Annotated in this window: 17 protein-coding genes and 3 pseudogenes; 10 read left to right on the top strand and 10 right to left on the bottom strand. The window is 37.1% G+C overall.

Going from position 1 to position 16,793, the window contains the following annotated elements:
- The first annotated feature begins 425 nt into the window (after window positions 1-425).
- Together CN288_RS07495 and CN288_RS07490 are read left to right on the top strand one after the other, a co-directional pair.
- Window positions 426-1,106 (top strand): MgtC/SapB family protein, encoded by a 681-nt coding sequence (locus CN288_RS07495; protein ID WP_026594265.1) that lies wholly within the window; start codon window positions 426-428, stop codon window positions 1,104-1,106.
- Window positions 1,107-1,209: 103 nt separating this feature from the next.
- Window positions 1,210-2,208: a potassium channel protein gene (locus CN288_RS07490; RefSeq protein ID WP_098302048.1), complete on the top strand. Its 999-nt coding sequence runs from the start codon at window positions 1,210-1,212 to the stop codon at window positions 2,206-2,208.
- Here the strand turns inward: CN288_RS07490 and CN288_RS07485 are convergent.
- The gene (locus CN288_RS07485; protein ID WP_026594263.1) at window positions 2,195-2,605 is read right to left on the bottom strand and encodes a YugN-like family protein; all 411 of its coding nucleotides are present in this window, start codon (window positions 2,603-2,605) and stop codon (window positions 2,195-2,197) included. The two genes, CN288_RS07490 and CN288_RS07485, sit on opposite strands and share 14 nt — an antisense overlap.
- Window positions 2,606-2,794: 189 nt before the next feature.
- Window positions 2,795-4,147 (bottom strand): glucose-6-phosphate isomerase, encoded by a 1,353-nt coding sequence (locus CN288_RS07480; protein WP_026594262.1) that lies wholly within the window; start codon window positions 4,145-4,147, stop codon window positions 2,795-2,797.
- 355 nt (window positions 4,148-4,502) lie between these two features.
- Here CN288_RS07480 and CN288_RS07470 point away from each other — a divergent pair, with 355 nt between their 5' ends.
- Entirely contained in the window at window positions 4,503-4,736 is a 234-nt protein-coding gene (locus CN288_RS07470; RefSeq protein WP_026594261.1) for a DUF378 domain-containing protein, read from the top strand.
- 114 nt (window positions 4,737-4,850) lie between these two features.
- Here the strand turns inward: CN288_RS07470 and yugI are convergent, their stop codons facing one another.
- Together yugI and CN288_RS07460 are read right to left on the bottom strand one after the other, a co-directional pair.
- Window positions 4,851-5,195 carry a S1 domain-containing post-transcriptional regulator GSP13 gene (gene yugI, locus CN288_RS07465; protein ID WP_026594260.1) on the bottom strand — a complete coding sequence of 115 codons (345 nt, stop codon included), beginning with the start codon at window positions 5,193-5,195 and terminating at the stop codon, window positions 4,851-4,853.
- Window positions 5,196-5,535: 340 nt separating this feature from the next.
- Window positions 5,536-5,721, bottom strand: a pseudogene (locus tag CN288_RS07460) (winged helix-turn-helix transcriptional regulator); the annotation flags it as partial.
- A 243-nt stretch (window positions 5,722-5,964) separates the two neighbouring features.
- On the opposite strand from CN288_RS07460, the gene CN288_RS07455 reads away from it, so the two are divergent.
- The gene (locus tag CN288_RS07455) at window positions 5,965-6,927 is read left to right on the top strand and encodes a 2-hydroxyacid dehydrogenase (RefSeq protein ID WP_026594259.1); all 963 of its coding nucleotides are present in this window, start codon (window positions 5,965-5,967) and stop codon (window positions 6,925-6,927) included.
- 96 nt (window positions 6,928-7,023) lie between these two features.
- Window positions 7,024-7,863 carry an alpha/beta fold hydrolase gene (locus tag CN288_RS07450; RefSeq protein ID WP_026594258.1) on the top strand — a complete coding sequence of 280 codons (840 nt, stop codon included), beginning with the start codon at window positions 7,024-7,026 and terminating at the stop codon, window positions 7,861-7,863.
- A gap of 99 nt (window positions 7,864-7,962) precedes the next feature.
- On the opposite strand, the gene CN288_RS07445 is transcribed toward CN288_RS07450, so the two are convergent.
- A complete protein-coding gene (locus CN288_RS07445) occupies window positions 7,963-8,214 on the bottom strand; it encodes a DUF1871 family protein (protein WP_026594257.1) in 252 nt (83 codons plus the stop codon).
- A 117-nt stretch (window positions 8,215-8,331) separates the two neighbouring features.
- Here CN288_RS07445 and CN288_RS07440 point away from each other — a divergent pair, with 117 nt between their 5' ends.
- Window positions 8,332-9,483 carry a MalY/PatB family protein gene (locus CN288_RS07440; RefSeq protein WP_098302047.1) on the top strand — a complete coding sequence of 384 codons (1,152 nt, stop codon included), beginning with the start codon at window positions 8,332-8,334 and terminating at the stop codon, window positions 9,481-9,483.
- A 36-nt stretch (window positions 9,484-9,519) separates the two neighbouring features.
- Here CN288_RS07440 and CN288_RS07435 read toward each other — a convergent pair whose 3' ends face one another.
- From CN288_RS07435 to CN288_RS07430, 3 genes and pseudogenes are all read right to left on the bottom strand, one after another.
- Window positions 9,520-10,062 (bottom strand): superoxide dismutase family protein, encoded by a 543-nt coding sequence (locus CN288_RS07435; protein ID WP_098302046.1) that lies wholly within the window; start codon window positions 10,060-10,062, stop codon window positions 9,520-9,522.
- A 69-nt stretch (window positions 10,063-10,131) separates the two neighbouring features.
- Window positions 10,132-10,308, bottom strand: a complete 177-nt coding sequence (locus CN288_RS28665; protein ID WP_170833691.1) for a hypothetical protein — start codon at window positions 10,306-10,308, stop codon at window positions 10,132-10,134.
- Between the two features lie 27 nt (window positions 10,309-10,335).
- A pseudogene (locus CN288_RS07430) lies at window positions 10,336-10,419 on the bottom strand (DJ-1/PfpI family protein); the annotation flags it as partial.
- A gap of 153 nt (window positions 10,420-10,572) precedes the next feature.
- Between CN288_RS07430 and CN288_RS07425 the strand changes: the two are divergent.
- A complete protein-coding gene (locus CN288_RS07425) occupies window positions 10,573-10,956 on the top strand; it encodes a kinase-associated lipoprotein B (protein WP_026594254.1) in 384 nt (127 codons plus the stop codon).
- Between the two features lie 40 nt (window positions 10,957-10,996).
- Here CN288_RS07425 and kapD read toward each other — a convergent pair whose 3' ends face one another.
- Window positions 10,997-11,620, bottom strand: coding sequence for a 3'-5' exonuclease KapD (gene kapD, locus CN288_RS07420; RefSeq protein WP_098302045.1), 624 nt, complete (start codon window positions 11,618-11,620; stop codon window positions 10,997-10,999).
- A gap of 279 nt (window positions 11,621-11,899) precedes the next feature.
- On the opposite strand from kapD, the gene CN288_RS07415 reads away from it, so the two are divergent.
- Window positions 11,900-13,225, top strand: coding sequence for an ArsB/NhaD family transporter (locus CN288_RS07415; protein WP_026594252.1), 1,326 nt, complete (start codon window positions 11,900-11,902; stop codon window positions 13,223-13,225).
- Between the two features lie 263 nt (window positions 13,226-13,488).
- Here CN288_RS07415 and CN288_RS07405 read toward each other — a convergent pair whose 3' ends face one another.
- Window positions 13,489-13,950: a hypothetical protein gene (locus CN288_RS07405; protein WP_098302043.1), complete on the bottom strand. Its 462-nt coding sequence runs from the start codon at window positions 13,948-13,950 to the stop codon at window positions 13,489-13,491.
- Window positions 13,951-14,048: 98 nt separating this feature from the next.
- Between CN288_RS07405 and CN288_RS07400 the strand changes: the two are divergent.
- A pseudogene (locus tag CN288_RS07400) lies at window positions 14,049-14,785 on the top strand (DNA alkylation repair protein).
- A gap of 485 nt (window positions 14,786-15,270) precedes the next feature.
- Window positions 15,271-16,647: a glycine--tRNA ligase gene (locus CN288_RS07395; RefSeq protein WP_098302041.1), complete on the top strand. Its 1,377-nt coding sequence runs from the start codon at window positions 15,271-15,273 to the stop codon at window positions 16,645-16,647.
- Window positions 16,648-16,793: the final 146 nt, after the last annotated feature.

Below are 16,793 nucleotides of genomic sequence, written 5' to 3'. Positions count from 1 at the left end.
TCAGTTTTCAAAGAACTTGTTCGCCGCTCATTTGCGACTCCCTTATGTTAACACCTTCTTTTTTCGATGTCAACAAAGTTTTTTGTTTCTTTTTTTCGCTTTCTGCTGTCTCGCATCAGCGACGGTTATTAATATAGCATGTAGAAAAATGAAATGCAACACCCTTTTAAAACTTTTTTATAAAAAATAGCCAAGTTTCTTTATTTACGCCATATACTTAAATAAAATACCTTTTTATTCCCCTCTTCATTCATATCTTTTTCACCATAATCGGCTTCATTACTATCTATCATTCTTTACAAAAAGAATTTCATTGTGCAGGAAGTACCATACCCGCTGATGGAAATTTCATTTATTAAGAAAAACGTTTCTTCTTAACGTTATCATTGCCTTTACAGTAAACCCACTTACAAGGAGGAGTACATATGGACTATACCGATTTATTAATCAAACTAGGTCTCTCTGCTATTTTAGGATTTGCTATCGGTTTAGAACGCGAATTAAAAAGAAAACCACTTGGTTTAAAAACTTGCTTAGTCATTTCAATTATTAGCTGTCTCCTTACTATTGTCTCTATTAAATCTGCCTATAACTTACCTCATACAGATCACATCAACATGGACCCTCTTCGCCTTGCAGCTCAAATTGTTTCAGGAATTGGTTTTCTAGGCGCTGGTGTCATTTTAAGAAGAGGAAACGACAGTATCGCAGGCTTAACTACTGCCGCTATGATTTGGGGAGCATCAGGCATTGGGATTGCTGTGGGAGCTGGTTTTTATCTTGAAGCAATTTTCGGCATGTGTTTTCTTATGATTAGCGTCGAACTCATTCCATTAACAATGAAGATTTTAGGTCCTAGGTCACTCAGGCAGCGAGATATCGCTGTCAAACTTGTTGTAAGTAATATGAACAATATACCTATTGTTATTGAAGAAATAAAAGCAATGGATATAAAAGTTAAAAATATGAAACTCAAAACATTAGAAAACGGATCGCACTTTTTACAACTTAAACTGTCTGTTGATCAAAAAAGACATACAGCTGACGTCTATTATGCGTTGCAACATTTAGAAAGTGTACAACAAACAGAAGTTGAAAGCATATAGCGTTTCTGATGAACCACTAAAAAACTCTCTTACAAAATAGAGAGTTTTTCTTTTTTTCATAATGGTAACAATGTAGCTATACAAGGTGAGGAGGAATATAAATTTGAAATCACGCGCTAATCTAGTAGATGTATTTCGTGACTCCATTATTTTCCGCTTAATTAGCTTCATTATCCTACTAATTACTGTTTTTGGTCTTCTCATATATAAATTTGAACCTACTTATTTTTCTACATGGTTTGATGGAATCTGGTGGGCACTTGTTACAACTTTTACTGTCGGTTACGGCGATTACGTCCCGCACACACCTATAGGAAAACTTACAGGCATGCTTCTCATTTTATTAGGAACAGGTTTCTGCTCCTATTATATGGTGTTATTCGCCACCGAAATGATTAGTAAGCAGTATATGAAAATTAAAGGTGAAGAAGCAGCTTCCTGCCATGGACATATGATAATTGTCGGCTGGAATGAACGTGCCAAACAAGTCGTAAGCCAAATGCATGTACTAGAACCGAAGCTTGATATCGTACTCATCGATGAAACCCTTTCTTTGCTTCCGAAATCTTTCCATCACTTAGAGTTTATTAAAGGCTGTCCACATCATGATCAAACCTTACTAAAAGCAAATGTTCGAACAGCCCAAACTATTTTAATCACGGCAGATAAAGAGAAAAATGAAAACTTAGCTGACACACAATCTATTTTAAACATTTTAACTGCTAAAGGACTGAATCCAAATATCCACTGTATCGCTGAAATACTCACTTCTGAACAAGTTCAAAATGCGAGTAGAGCGGGGGCAACAGAAATTATAGAAGGAAATAAATTAACAAGCTACGTCTTTACTGCATCTCTTTTATTCCCTTCCATTTCAGGTGTATTATTTACACTTTATAATGAAATCTCGGAAAATAAATTGCAACTGATGAATGCTCCTACAGTTTATATCGGAAAAACTTTCGAAGTTTGCAGTGGCCTGCTTTTAAAACAAGACGTCCTACTGCTAGGTGTGCAGCGAGATGAACAATATCACATCAATCCCGTCCGCTCCTTCATTATTATTGAAAGCGACATATTTATCGTAATTAAACATGAATAAGATGCTTTTCCAGCTCTTTTACTAAAGCCTTTCCGATATCAATGTATTTTCTTTTTATATTTCCATCTGCATCTTGTGGCTCTGCGAATTGATCTACTCCACTTACTCCAGCTGCTAATGTATTTACTTGATCATCCAGTTCGTCTTGATATACATGCGAAAGAAGATACGGCGTGTCAAGGCGAACTACTACTCCAGGCACATCTAGCTCTCCTTCCGTTGCTGTAAATGGTACTCTTAAAAATTGATATCCCTCTTCCTCATCTATTTTATAATCAAAGCACCCTTTGTCGTAACCCCAATTGCCACCAATACTATAACCAAGCGGTTTTAATGTTTCTTCTAATTTAAAAAGGGCATATGTATGACCTTCTAAATTTGATTGAATTGGAATCAAGCTATTCATCCTTCCTAAACTTTTCCCTTAGCATACCCGATTCTTCTTTGTTCTTGCATGATATATCAATGATTCGACAAGCCCCATCCCAATTTTTCCAATAAAAAAAACTGTGGGGATTATCCCAACAGCTTTTTTCGCTTTTTTATCCAGCTACAATGGCTAGAGTGGTCGGCGGCTTCGCTTTCCCTATTTCAAACGCTCTTCTAATTCTGCTTTTAGTTCTTCGAATCCTGGTTTTCCAAGAAGAGCAAACATGTTTTTCTTGTATGCTTCTACACCTGGTTGATCAAATGGATTTACGCCTAATAAGTAGCCGCTCATCGCACACGCTTTTTCAAAGAAGTATACAAGGTAACCGAATGTGTACTCATTTAATTCTGGAATGTTTACGATTAAGTTTGGTACACCGCCATCGCTATGTGCAAGTAATGTACCTTCGTATGCTTTTGTGTTTACGAAGTCTACTGTTTCACCAGCAAGGTAGTTTAAACCATCTAAATCGTTCTCGTCTAATTCGATTTTTAGTTCATGTGTAGCTTTCCCTACTTTCAGAACTGTTTCAAATAGATCGCGACGTCCTTCTTGAATGTATTGACCTAATGAATGTAAGTCAGTTGAGAAGTTTGCTGAAGATGGGAAAATACCTTTTTGATCTTTCCCTTCACTTTCACCAAATAACTGTTTCCACCACTCAGCAAAGTATTGAAGCGCCGGCTCGTAGTTAACAAGCATTTCAATTGTTTTACCTTTGTTATATAAAGCATTACGCACAACTGCATATTGGTAAGCAGGATTTTCTTCCAGCTCAGATTTCGCAAAGTCATCGTGCCCAGCAGCTGCACCTTGCATCATCTCTTCAATATTTAAACCACTCACTGCAATTGGTAATAAACCAACTGGTGTTAATACAGAGAAACGACCGCCAACATCATCTGGAATTACAAATGTTTCGTATCCTTCTTCATCAGCTAATGTTTTTAAAGCACCACGCGCTTTATCAGTTGTTGCATAAATACGTTTACGTGCTTCTTCTTTTCCATATTTCTCTTCTAATAATTTACGGAAAATGCGGAATGCAATTGCAGGTTCTGTTGTTGTACCTGATTTAGAAATAACGTTAATGGAGAAATCTTTACCTTCTAATACATCCATTAAATCTTTCATGTAAGTGGAGCTAATGTTTTGCCCAACAAATAGCACTTGTGGAGTTTTGCGTTGTTCTTTAGAAAGTGTATTGTAGAAAGAATGATTTAACATTTCAATTGCTGCGCGTGCTCCCAGGTAAGAACCACCAATACCTACAACAAGTAAAATGTCAGAGTCACTTTTAATTTTCTCAGCACATTTTTGAATGCGAGCAAATTCTTCTTTGTCGTATTGAAGTGGAAGCTCTACCCACCCAAGGAAATCGTTCCCAGCCCCAGTTTGTTCATGGATTGCATGATGCGATACTTTTACTGCATCACGTAAATAAGTTAGTTCACGTTCACTGATGAACGATAACGCTTTAGAATAATCGAACGTTACATGTGTGCTCATCTTTTTCCCTCCAATTATGTATATGTACTTCTGTATTCACTTTAGCGAAACTGAAGTTGTAAATCAAGCAATTGAAGAATTGTAAACGTAACCAATATTTATTTTTAAAAAAAAGTTCATTTTTCGCATAAAAATTCGTATTTCTTAGTATGGATGTATACACATCCTATAATGAAAATTTTTTATGTATAAAAACAACAAAGGAGAGTCATTCTATAAGAGAGTTAAGTTGTATAATGCGTACTCCCATTTTCGGATTTCGCTTTATACCCACCAATTTCATATAGGTGGATTCTTATTACTCGCGAATACTAAAGGCTTGCTTATGCTTCAAATTTAAGGAGGACTATTCAAGATGAGTACTTTACAACGTATTGCATTAGTATTCACTATCATCGGTGCCGTCAACTGGGGACTTATTGGATTCTTTCAATTTGATTTAGTAGCAGCTATCTTCGGTGGGCAAGGTTCCGCACTTGCACGAATCATTTACGGTATTGTTGGTATTTCTGGGCTTATTAACCTTGGTTTATTGTTTAAACCATCCGAAAACCTTGGAACACACCCAGAAACACGCGAAGTTCGATAATAAAACATGGCTCCGCACTTCCCATCCGACATACGAATATGATTGCATGCAATCATATTTGCTAATATATATCATAACAAAATAAAAGAGGATTGCTGATTTAGCGATCCTCTTTTATTTTGTTAACTGTGATTCTTCAATCCACTCTGTTAACTTTTCGCGAAGCGTATTGAACCCTTTATCAGATGGTTTGGGTACGATAATTCTTCCTTGCTTTCGCTTTGCTGCTTTTAACGATAAACTCATTTTTTTGTGTTCTTCATCAATTGAAAGTACTTTTACTTCTACCATATCTCCGACCTTTAAAAAGTCATGAATATCCTTTACATATCCATTTGTAATTTCAGATATATGTACAAGTCCTTGCGTTTCGGCGTCCAATGCTACAAACGCACCGTAATCTTGAATTCCAGTCACTTTCCCTTTCACAACCACTCCTGTTGTGTATTGTTCTGACATATGAAACACTCCTATACGCTTACCATTTTCCCTGCTATTTGCAGGTAGCAAGACATCCACCGAGAAAACCAAAAAGATTAGCAGATGCAACTATTCATAAATATCCGATTAGTGAAAGCTCATTCTCAGTAAAAAGATAAATCTCCCTCGCTGAGAAAAGTTTCACTTTATATTAGTAAATTATACCACTAGCTCTCGTTTCATTCAAAATTCATGAAAAACTTTCCTCAAGTAAGTATAATTTTCAAATATTGGGATAGAATACTAACACATGGCTTTCTAGTATTCCCCCCCTTTTATGGACAAAACATATTCTGTTTTGTCCTTTTTTTATTTTCTACAAACCTCTATGTCCTTTTACTTTTTTCCAATCTATATGTGTAACATAGTGAACAATAATTTTACTCTCTCTAACTTCTCCACCATTTCTTTTACTCCTTCTATTTCTACATTTAACATTTCCGCTAAAGTTTCTACGGATAAACGACTGTTTTTCAAGACAAGCTAATAATTCTAATTTTTTCAGTCATCATATTCCTTCCTCCTTCCTTTTATATTTGAAAAGAAGATTTTTTTAGAGAATTATGTAAAAATAGAGTGAAACTTTAATCAGTAGAAATTTTCTTCATCTATCGCTGATTATTAACCATCACCAATTGTGCTTTAACGGATAGCCTGTCTTCACCTTTCTTCCTCACTTCTCTCTAACTATTTAGGTGTGGATTTTACGGCTCGTTAAAGCGGGGAAAAAGAAAAAGGGGCTGAAACCGTGAAACCAAAAGTATATATTGCTGAACGCGTTCCAAAGTCTGTAGAAACATATATCTCTGAGCATTGTGAATATGAAAAATGGGATAGTAATGAGAAGATACCTCGTGAAGTTCTATTAGAAAAAGTAAAAGATAAGCATGGTTTACTTAACTTTGGTGCAAAAATTGATGAGGAATTATTTCAAGCAGCTCCCCAACTAAAAGTTGTGAGCAATATTTCTGTTGGCTATGATAATTTCGATTTAGAAGCGATGCGGGGCAAAAATGTGATTGGTACGAATACCCCATATGTATTAGATGATACAGTAGCCGATCTTGTTTTCGCTCTTATGTTATCAGCGGGACGCCGCGTATGCGAGCTTGATTCTTATGTGAAAGATGGTAATTGGAATTCCGAAATTACAAAGGAGCATTTCGGAATGGATGTACATCATAGTACAATTGGAATTATTGGCATGGGCCGAATTGGAGAGGCTGTTGCTAAACGTGCCAAATTCGGGTTTGATATGAATGTTCTTTACTATAATCGTCGCCGTAAAGAAGACGCTGAACAAAAATTCGAAGCGACGTACTGTGATTTAAACACATTACTAGCGCAATCAGATTTCATTGTTCTTCTAACCCCTTTAACAGAGGAAACATACCATCTTATCGGCGAGAAGGAATTTTCATTAATGAAAGAAACAGCTATTTTCATTAATGCTTCCCGCGGGAAAACAGTCGATGAAAATGCATTAATTGATGCACTGAAACAAAAGAAAATCTTTGCAGCTGGCATTGATACATTCACACAAGAACCAGTGGAAAAAGATAATCCGTTATTATCGTTAACAAACGTCGTTACGCTGCCGCACATCGGATCTGCGACATTAAAAACGAGACACAAAATGGCAATGACAGCTGCCGAAAATCTAGTTGCTGGGTTACAAGGAAAGACACCTCCAAATATTGTACGTGGATAAAAAAGGCAAGATGGCCCTCCATCTTGCCTTTTTTTACTAACATAAACTTTTTTCTACTAGGAAATAATATGAAAAAAATCAATGGAGTGAAAAAAAATGAACCATGAGACAAAACATCCTTACTTCACTTTTTCCACTCGCGGCACTACCGTTCATTACGAGTTATATGAATACCAAAGTAAAGAGGATAGGCCAACTTTCGTACTCGTTCACGGTTTTTTATCGTCCTCATTTAGTTACCGACGACTCATCCCACTGCTTACAAAAGAAGGAACTGTTGTCGCTCTCGATTTACCACCATTTGGAAAAAGTGATAAGTCAAATCACTTTACATATTCCTATCATAATCTAGCAACTATAATTATCGATTTAGTGGAACATTTAGCATTGCAAAATATTGTGCTAGTTGGGCATTCAATGGGCGGACAAATCTCACTCTATGTCAATCGTATACGCCCTGATTTAATTACAAAAACAATCTTACTATGTAGCTCAAGCTACTTAACAAGGGCAAAGTTCCCGCTCATCTATACTTCCTATTTACCGTTCTTCCATTTATACGTAAAAAATTGGATTATACGAAGAGGCATTGTTCATAATTTAATGAATGTCGTTTATGATCACTCTTTAATTGATGATGAAATGATGGAAGGCTACTCAGCTCCCTTTTATGATAACCGTATTTTCCCGGCTTTAACTCGAATGATTCGGGACCGAGAAGGTGATTTATCTTCAGCTGAATTACGTAAAATTGAAACGCCTACCTTGCTTATTTGGGGTGAAAAAGACCGTGTTGTTCCCGTTCATGTTGGGCAACGGTTACACGAAGACTTACCAAACTCTACATTTATTTCATACGAAAATGCTGGACACTTATTGCCAGAAGAGAAGCCACAGCATGTATACGAAGAAATCGTGGCATTTTCAGCACAGTAACATCCATATATCGGCGGCTTCAGCTACTATATCAATCATTTCACGATATACAACATCAAAATTACTACAAAAGCAAAGGCTGTCGGAACACCCGACAGCCTATAATGAACAACTTCCACCTTCTTTTAATATGAGTAATTCCTCTGCTAATTTCTCACATTTCTCAATAGATGGTACTTCTTCAAAAGACATGAAATAAATATGCTGGATTTTTTTCGCAATATACTTCGGATCGTCAAACGCACTTACCACGTACACGACATCACTTGCTTCTGTTTCATAAAATTCCGGTCCCATTTGAAAAGGATCCCAATTCTTCACCATTTCCACCATCTTTTCATATGCGCCCATCTACTTCCCGCCTTTTCCTATTTTTCACTCTTTTCTTTATCGTATCATATCAGCTATGCTAGAAGAAGTGAGGAACTTTCACAAAATCATCGATTCAAGTAAAGGGAGGCAAATAATATGCAGCAATTTCATAAAACTGTAAATCGCCGGGGAACTCATAGCGTAAAGTGGGATACATATAAGAATGAAGAACTGCTACATGCATGGATTGCAGATATGGATTTTCCTATTCCAAAGCCAATTCAATCTGCAATGAAAAAACGCCTTGAACATCCTATTTTCGGTTATACAATGCCACCAGAAGAAATCACAGATACGATTTGTCAGTGGACAAAAAGTCAATACAATTGGGATATAAAAAAAGAATGGATTGTATTTAGTTCAGGAATCGTCCCTGCTCTCAGCACTAGTGTACAAGCTTTCACAACTGAAAATGATGCCGTACTGGTGCAACCACCGATTTATCCTCCATTCTTTGATATGGTCACAAAAAATAACCGTCTTGTATGCGAAAATCCATTACTCTTGCAGGACGGCGTATACACAATGGATTTTGAACATTTGGAATCACAATTCAAACAGGGTGTGAAACTTATGCTCCTTTGTAGTCCACACAACCCTGTCGGTCGCGTTTGGACAAAGGAAGAACTTACAAAACTTGGAGCATTATGTGAACAATATAATGTAATCGTTGTCACGGATGAAATCCATGCAGACATTATTTTCTCAAATCATACCCATACACCATTTGCTTCCTTATCTGAATCATTAGCGGCACGCACAATCACTTGCATGGCACCAAGCAAAACGTTCAACATTGCAGGACTGCAGGCATCTATTATTATTATTCCTAATAAAAAACTTCGCGATGCCTTTACATCTGTACAACACCGTCAAGGTTTTCATGGGTTAAATACATTGGCTTATGTAGCAATGCAAAGTGCCTATACAGAATGTAACGAATGGTTAGCAGACATCCGTTTATATATAGAAGAAAATGCCCGGTTCGCTCGTGAATTTATCAAGCAGCATATTCCTATACTTTCTGTCATTCAATCAGAAGGTACTTTTTTACTATGGGTTGACTGTTCTCGCCTTGATTTGTCTGAAAAAGAAAGAACAAAACAACTTGAAGAAAAAGGGAAGATCATCGTTGAACCAGGTGAAAAATACGGAACCGGCGGAGAGCAATATATTCGTATTAACATCGGTTGTCCAAGAAGACAACTTGAAGAGATACTGCACAGACTCCAGTATACATTTTCATAGTTAACTGAAAGAAGCTATCCTTTCAAAAGGTAGCTTCTACTTTTTCTTAGCGGCTGATGCTTTTTCTACAATAACCCCACAAGCAATTCGGTTCCCTGAATTTCCAGCAGGTTGCGTCATACCATCATCAGCGTTTTCAGTAATAATAATCGTTGCCCCATCTTTTCGATGAAGTGTCGTTTTCCCTTCTTCAAGCGATATATTAGGTGCTTCAATATCCGCCTTAATCGCACCTTTATCATCAGCAATTACATTCGGCAAATCGCCATTCTCTGCTCCCTTTGGATTCATAAGTCCATGTTTCTTTTTCTTATCTAGATTAAAATGATCACCCGCTGATATAAAAAGAGGTGCTTTACATTCCCCAATGTCATGAATATGTAATCCATGTGCTCCTGGCGTAAATCCCTCTGCCTTAATGGATATTTTCACGCCATTTGTTTTTTGAACCACCTTTGCGGTTCCAACTTTATCACCAGAAGCATTATATAACTTTACATCTATTTCTTTCGGTTTCCCTTTATCACAACCTGCCATAAGAAACAGCAAACAAAACCCAAATAAAAGCTGCTTTTTCATCACAATTCCCTCCAAAATACATTCTGCCCTTAGATTGTCCGAGCATAGAGGGAAACATACAAAAGCGAATTAGTGTTTCTTTTCCGCTAACAACTTTTGTTCTACTTTCTGCAAACGTTCTGCCTCTCTCTTCGATACACGAATAAACATACGCCAAGTTGCAATTGCACCGACTATAAATAAAACACAAACAATCCCTGGAATAATATATTCTGTTTTATCTTCTGGAAAATATAAAGGCATCATAAAGATCACACTCCTTTGTTTTTTCTACACTCTTACTCTATTCAGTAAATCCCTGAGCAAAAATACATCTATATCTGTGAATTCATCGAAGCAAACGATGTACACTTTCATCCTTTTGATTCATCAGAATTTTCTGTTACATCTTTTCAAATTATAACATCTCTCTAATCACACGCGCACCTAACTTCTCAAAATCATTCTCTGGCAGATGATTTCTTTGACTCCATCCCACTCTTTCCTTACTATAAAATTGAGGTGAAAAATATGAGCGAAACATTCCAAATTGGTGATATCGTTACTGGCATCTATAAAACAGGAAAATATATCGGTGAAATTACAAACAGCCGTCCTGGAAGCTACGTTGTGAGAGTATTAGCTGTTTTAAAACATCCTACGCAAGGTGATTTACATAATGTAAAGCAAGCTGATGTACCATTTTTCCATGAAAGACGTGCTTTAGCTTTTCGCGAACAAACAAATATTCCGCAACCAATGGTAAAAAAATATGAAGGGAATATCCCGGATTATAAAGAATCTCTGAAAATAGCATTAGACTCACAAGTGAATGCATTTCAAGAAGACGACTCTCCTTTTGCAAAGCGTAGTTTGCAGGTACTAAAGCAATTAAAACAAGATTACAAGCTATAAAAAACAAAGCGACCAAATTACACAGTTTGTAATTTGGTCGCTATTGTGTACTCACTTTCTTTAACACCTTTGAAAAATCAATAAGCTCACCTAAAGTCGGCGGAGATGGTTTTACTAAATATTCTTTGTCCTTTTCAACCAGCTTAAAAATATTATAGGTCGTCATCGCATCATCAATTGCACAGTGATGCTTCCCTGTTCCTACTTTCCCATACGCTTCAATCGCTTTCCATAGTCCAGTTTGATTCCGCTCTCCAAAGAAACGTTTATACTCGAGCGATAAGTCTCTGCACTGCCCTGAAAAAGGAAACTCAACACCTACAGCCTCACAATTATGCTTCAGTACTTTCATATCCATATTGCCCCACGTTACAATTGTTGTTTGACAGCGTTTTTCATATTGCACAAGCTTCTCGACAAGTTCCAAAAAGGAAATCCCTCTGTCTACTGCTTCTTGATTAATTCCTAAAAATTTTTTACACCGATCTGTTAAACTTGGAAAAGCTTCTGGTCTTACATAAGATGAATACGTATTTTCCACTATACAATCAACAACCGATACGAGTCCTACCTCAATAATCTCTGGAAAAAAACCCTTTGGTTTTTTCCTATTTTGTGGCATTGTGAACTCAAAATCTAAAAACAAAAATTGTTGTTCACCCATACAATCCCTTCCTTATCATTCTATCTACTTTATCCTCCTACACGAACAGGCTCGAATGCTATTACATAAGATACATTCAGATTTGGATGTATCTTATGTATATGTCAAATAACCGCAAATATTTTCAAAAACAAGAAAAATTAACCGAAACAGAAAATAGGACAAAGCAAACCCTTCCATTTACATCCGACATTTTTCTACTTTATAATGGCTTTAAGTGTGTTTGTTCCATACATTTATGACACACTAAGAAAAGTTACCCGAAAGGAGATGGAATTTTTGCACGAAACAACGCAAGAAATTGCAAACTGGCAATATTACTTTGCAATCGCAGTCTTTCTAATTACATATGCCATTATTATTTCAGAAAAACTTAACCGTGCTGTTATCGCACTTCTCGGTGCTGCACTTATGGTGATCTTTGGAGTCGTTGACCTGCACACTGCTTTTACAAAACATATTGAGTGGGGAACTATCACACTACTGATCGGCATGATGATTTTAGTAAACATTACGAGTAAATCAGGTGTATTCCAATATGTCGCAATTAAAGCCGCTAAACAAGCACAAGGAAATCCAATTAAAATCTTAATTTCTCTTTCTTTGCTTACCGCGCTTGGCTCCGCATTTCTAGATAACGTAACAACTGTACTTCTTGTTGTTCCAGTTACTTTATCTATTACGCGTATTTTACAAGTAAATCCTGTCCCATATTTACTTTCCGAAATTATTTTTTCAAATATTGGAGGGACCGCGACATTAATTGGTGATCCACCAAACATTATGATTGGTTCTGCCAATAAACATCTAGATTTTAATGCTTTCTTATTTAACTTAGCTCCAATCGTAATTATCATTATTGCTGTTACCGCTACAATGATTTACTTTATGTATCGCAAGCAGCTAATTGCTGATCCTGTACAAATAAAAAAATTAATGAGTTTAGATGAAAAGAAATACATTAAAGATGCTGTGTTAATGAAAAAATCTTTGACAGTACTTGGTCTTACAATTCTAGGGTTCATGACTCATTCTATTTTCCACATTGATGCAGCAGTAATTGCATTAACGGGTGCTACTGTACTTATGCTAATCGGTGTAAAAGAGCATGAAATTGAAGACATATTCGCTCACGTAGAGTGGGTTACAATTTTCTTCTTTGCTGGTCTATTCGTACTCGTTGGTGGACTTATTGATATTGGACTCATCAAAACATTAGCACAAAAAGTAATTGGTTTAACAGGTGGCGATATCTCCTACGCATCTATCCTTATTTTATGGGTATCCGGTATTGCATCCGCAACAATTGATAACATTCCGTTCGTTGCAACAATGATTCCACTCATTAACGATATGGCAGTCGGTCTTGGCCTATCACCTTCCGATGTGCAAATCGATGTACTATGGTGGTCATTGGCACTCGGAGCTTGTCTAGGCGGAAACGGTACATTAATCGGTGCTTCTGCTAACGTAATCGTAGCAGGAATCGCAAGCCGTGAAGGACACCGATTTAGCTACATGGAGTTCCTAAAATTCGGTTTTCCAATTATGATCGTGTCACTTATCATTTCTCACATCTACATTTATCTGCGTTACTTAATGTAGTCATAAAAAGCGACAGTGGCTCGTTCAGAATGTGAGGGGGATGGAGCTTCTGACATAGAGGCGCTCTTTGCCTCGGTGGAAGAAACGAAGCCACCGAACATTCTTGCCACTGGAGCTGGCTTCATTAAAAAGCGACAGTAGCTCGTTTAAAGATAAAAGGCTATCGCACGCAGCGATAGCCTTTCATTTTTATAATATACCAATTCTTTCTTCCCATATATCGATCTTCCAACAATACTCAACACGATTATCCCCAGTAAACCCTAATATTTCGTCGGCTCATTTCGAATCAAAAACAAGTGAATCGGAAGAAAAATAGAACATGTTATTACATGAATAATTGTAAATAAAACTGCGTTCGTTCCATATCGCTCTAAAATGGCATATATCAAATAAATCGACAGAACAAGCGATACCCCTGTTGCTAGCACATTTAAAATCGGAACAAAGTTCAAAATAAAACACAAAACATATATTCCGAATATTTTCCATCCTGCCTCTTCTTTCAAAAAGCTAGGTAATTTCTCCTTTGCCAAGTCTCCCCAAACTTTACTATTTAAAAATGGAATAAAAGCAAGAACCCCATCCTCAGCGCCATCATTTCTTGCCATTGTATAAAGTGAAAATGCCGTTAATACATATGCAATGATACCCCAAATTACAATAATCAAAATGAAAGTAAAACTAAGAGCAAAAAAACCTGCTAATATACTTTGATCCTCCACTGCTCTCCCTCCTTTCCATTCTTACCATATTTCTTATATCACTTTCGTATCACTTCTTTATATAATATGAAAGAGAAACCTGAAAGGAGAACAGTTTTATGCGCCCATTTGTAGAAGCATTACAGCAACAATTTATTGCACATCAAAATCCGGAAAAAGCAGAACCAATGGCTCGTTATATGAAAAACCACTTCTCGTTTTTCGGTATTCAAACACCGGAAAGAAGAAAGCTATTACGTGAAGTTATACAAGTACATAAGCTCCCAAACAACGAGGAATTTCAACTCGTCATCCGTGAACTTTGGACTTTGCCCGAACGCGAATTTCAAGCTGCCGCACTCGATCTATTACAAAAATACAAAAGGCATCTCGATGAAACTCATATTCCATTCTTAGAGGAGCTTATTACAACGAAGTCATGGTGGGATTCCGTTGATGGCATTGTCCCAACATTCCTAGGAAGCATTTTCTTGAAACATCCAGAAGTCATTCCTACCTATATTCCAAGATGGATTGCTTCAGAAAATATATGGTTACAACGCTCTGCAATCTTATTTCAGCTGAAATATAAAGAGCAAATGGATGAAAAACTTCTCTTCTCAATCATTGGACAACTCAAATCTTCAAAAGAATTTTTTATCCAAAAGGCAATTGGCTGGGTACTTCGTGAATATGCGAAAACAAGCCCAAATGCTGTATGGGAATACGTTCAAAACAATGAACTTGCTCCTTTAAGCAAACGTGAAGCAATTAAACATATTCGCTCTACTATGAGCATCGTTTCCGAATAAAGAATAATAAAACAGGCGAAACTCTATCATATATATCGATTTAAGTCCCTGCCATGAAAACAAAAGAAGTGATGCTCTCATTTCCTCCCTTTGTTTTCACTTGGCATGAGGCGAAAAAAGCACTTTCCGCCTCTATCCATCGACGGATACTCTCGTCCATCTAAAAAGAAAGGCTTCTTCCTCTATTGTGATTTAAAAAGGAACATGATAGAATATGGTCATTATTATTAAATATAGTAGCGATGACGGACTTATAAGTACTTGCACAAAAAGCGATTCAGGGATAGTGAAAGCCTGAAAAAGCGAGGAAACGGCAGTCTTGAGCAATACGTGATAAAGTGGTTGTGCGTTTATACGCACATCAACTAGGGTGGAACCGCGGGTATATACAAGCTCGTCCCTAGGCAAAAATGCCTAGAGACGAGCTTTTTTGTATTTAAAAGCGCAAGCGGCTTGCTCACGAAATTGCTATCCAACAAGTACACCCTGTCATCGCCAATACGTTAACTTTTAAAAGGAGGATTTTATTATGTATTCAATGGAACAAGTTGTAAACTTAGCGAAACATCGCGGTTTTGTTTTCCCTGGTTCTGAAATTTATGGTGGCCTTGCAAATACTTGGGATTACGGTCCACTTGGTATCGAATTAAAAAATAATGTGAAAAAAGCTTGGTGGAAAAAGTTCATTCAAGAATCTCCATACAACGTTGGCTTAGATGCAGCAATTTTAATGAACCCAAAAACTTGGATAGCTTCTGGTCATGTTGGTAACTTTAACGATCCAATGATCGACTGTAAAAAATGTAAAGCGCGTCACCGTGCTGATAAATTAATTGAAGATGCTCTAGATGCAAAAGGTATCGAAATGATCGTTGATGGTCTTACTTTCGATCAAATGACTGACTTAATGAAAGAACATGAAGTAAAATGCCCAGATTGCGGCAATCAAGACTTCACAGAAATCCGTCAGTTTAACTTAATGTTTAAAACATTCCAAGGCGTTACTGAATCTAGTACAAACGAAATCTTCCTTCGTCCTGAAACAGCACAAGGTATTTTCGTAAACTTCAAAAACGTACAACGCTCTATGCGTAAAAAACTTCCATTTGGTATTGGTCAAATCGGTAAAAGTTTCCGTAACGAAATCACGCCTGGTAACTTCACATTCCGTACGCGTGAATTCGAACAAATGGAACTTGAATTCTTCTGTAAACCAGGTGAAGAACTAGAATGGTTCACATTCTGGCGTAACACTTGTAAAAACTGGTTACTATCACTTGGTATGAACGAAGAAAGCATGCGTCTTCGTGACCACGGTGAAGAAGAATTATCTCACTACAGTAATGCAACAACTGATATTGAATTCAAATTCCCATTCGGTTGGGGCGAACTTTGGGGCGTTGCATCTCGTACAGACTTCGACTTAAAGCGTCACATGGAACACTCTAACGAAGACTTTAACTATATCGATCCACAAACGAATGAACGTTACGTACCATACTGCATCGAGCCATCTCTTGGCGCAGACCGCGTAACATTAGCATTCTTATGTGATGCATACGAAGAAGAGCAACTAGAAAACGACTCTCGTACAGTTCTTCGTTTCCACCCTGCTTTAGCACCATACAAAGCAGCGATCTTACCGCTATCTAAAAAGCTATCTGAAGGCGCTGGAGAAGTGTTCGCAGAACTAGCAAAAGACTTCGTGGTAGACTTTGATGAAACTGGTTCTATCGGTAAACGTTACCGTCGCCAAGACGAAATCGGTACACCATTCTGTATCACATATGACTTCGACTCTGTTGAAGACAAAGCTGTTACAGTACGTGACCGTGACACAATGGAGCAAGTTCGTATGCCAATTAGCGAATTGAAAAGCTTCTTAGAGAAGAAAATTCAGTTTTAATACTGACACTGTTAAATAAGAAACTGGATTGGATTTTTCCTATTCAGTTTCTTATTTTTTAAAGTGTTTACTATGCCATATAGCAATAAAATAACACTTCTATCAATGGTAGGAGTGTTGCTGTATGTTAATACAGGATAAATAAA

The sequence above is a fragment of the Bacillus sp. AFS023182 genome, assembly GCF_002560575.1.
Lineage (GTDB): Bacteria > Bacillota > Bacilli > Bacillales > Bacillaceae_G > Bacillus_A > Bacillus_A arachidis.
The sequence above is the reverse complement of the archived record's forward strand: the minus strand, read 5'-3'. Positions and strand labels throughout refer to the sequence as shown.

Excerpts from the sequence above, each read along its gene's own strand:
- CN288_RS07495 (WP_026594265.1), top strand. The coding sequence starts at position 426 with ATGGACTATACCGATTTATTAATCAAACTAGGTCTCTCTGCTATTTTA.
- CN288_RS07480 (WP_026594262.1), bottom strand. The coding sequence starts at position 4,147 with ATGAGCACACATGTAACGTTCGATTATTCTAAAGCGTTATCGTTCATC.
- CN288_RS07470 (WP_026594261.1), top strand. The coding sequence starts at position 4,503 with ATGAGTACTTTACAACGTATTGCATTAGTATTCACTATCATCGGTGCC.
- yugI (WP_026594260.1), bottom strand. The coding sequence starts at position 5,195 with ATGTCAGAACAATACACAACAGGAGTGGTTGTGAAAGGGAAAGTGACT.
- CN288_RS07450 (WP_026594258.1), top strand. The coding sequence starts at position 7,024 with ATGAACCATGAGACAAAACATCCTTACTTCACTTTTTCCACTCGCGGC.
- CN288_RS07445 (WP_026594257.1), bottom strand. The coding sequence starts at position 8,214 with ATGGGCGCATATGAAAAGATGGTGGAAATGGTGAAGAATTGGGATCCT.
- CN288_RS07440 (WP_098302047.1), top strand. The coding sequence starts at position 8,332 with ATGCAGCAATTTCATAAAACTGTAAATCGCCGGGGAACTCATAGCGTA.
- CN288_RS07435 (WP_098302046.1), bottom strand. The coding sequence starts at position 10,062 with ATGAAAAAGCAGCTTTTATTTGGGTTTTGTTTGCTGTTTCTTATGGCA.
- CN288_RS28665 (WP_170833691.1), bottom strand. The coding sequence starts at position 10,308 with ATGATGCCTTTATATTTTCCAGAAGATAAAACAGAATATATTATTCCA.
- CN288_RS07425 (WP_026594254.1), top strand. The coding sequence starts at position 10,573 with ATGAGCGAAACATTCCAAATTGGTGATATCGTTACTGGCATCTATAAA.
- kapD (WP_098302045.1), bottom strand. The coding sequence starts at position 11,620 with ATGGGTGAACAACAATTTTTGTTTTTAGATTTTGAGTTCACAATGCCA.
- CN288_RS07395 (WP_098302041.1), top strand. The coding sequence starts at position 15,271 with ATGTATTCAATGGAACAAGTTGTAAACTTAGCGAAACATCGCGGTTTT.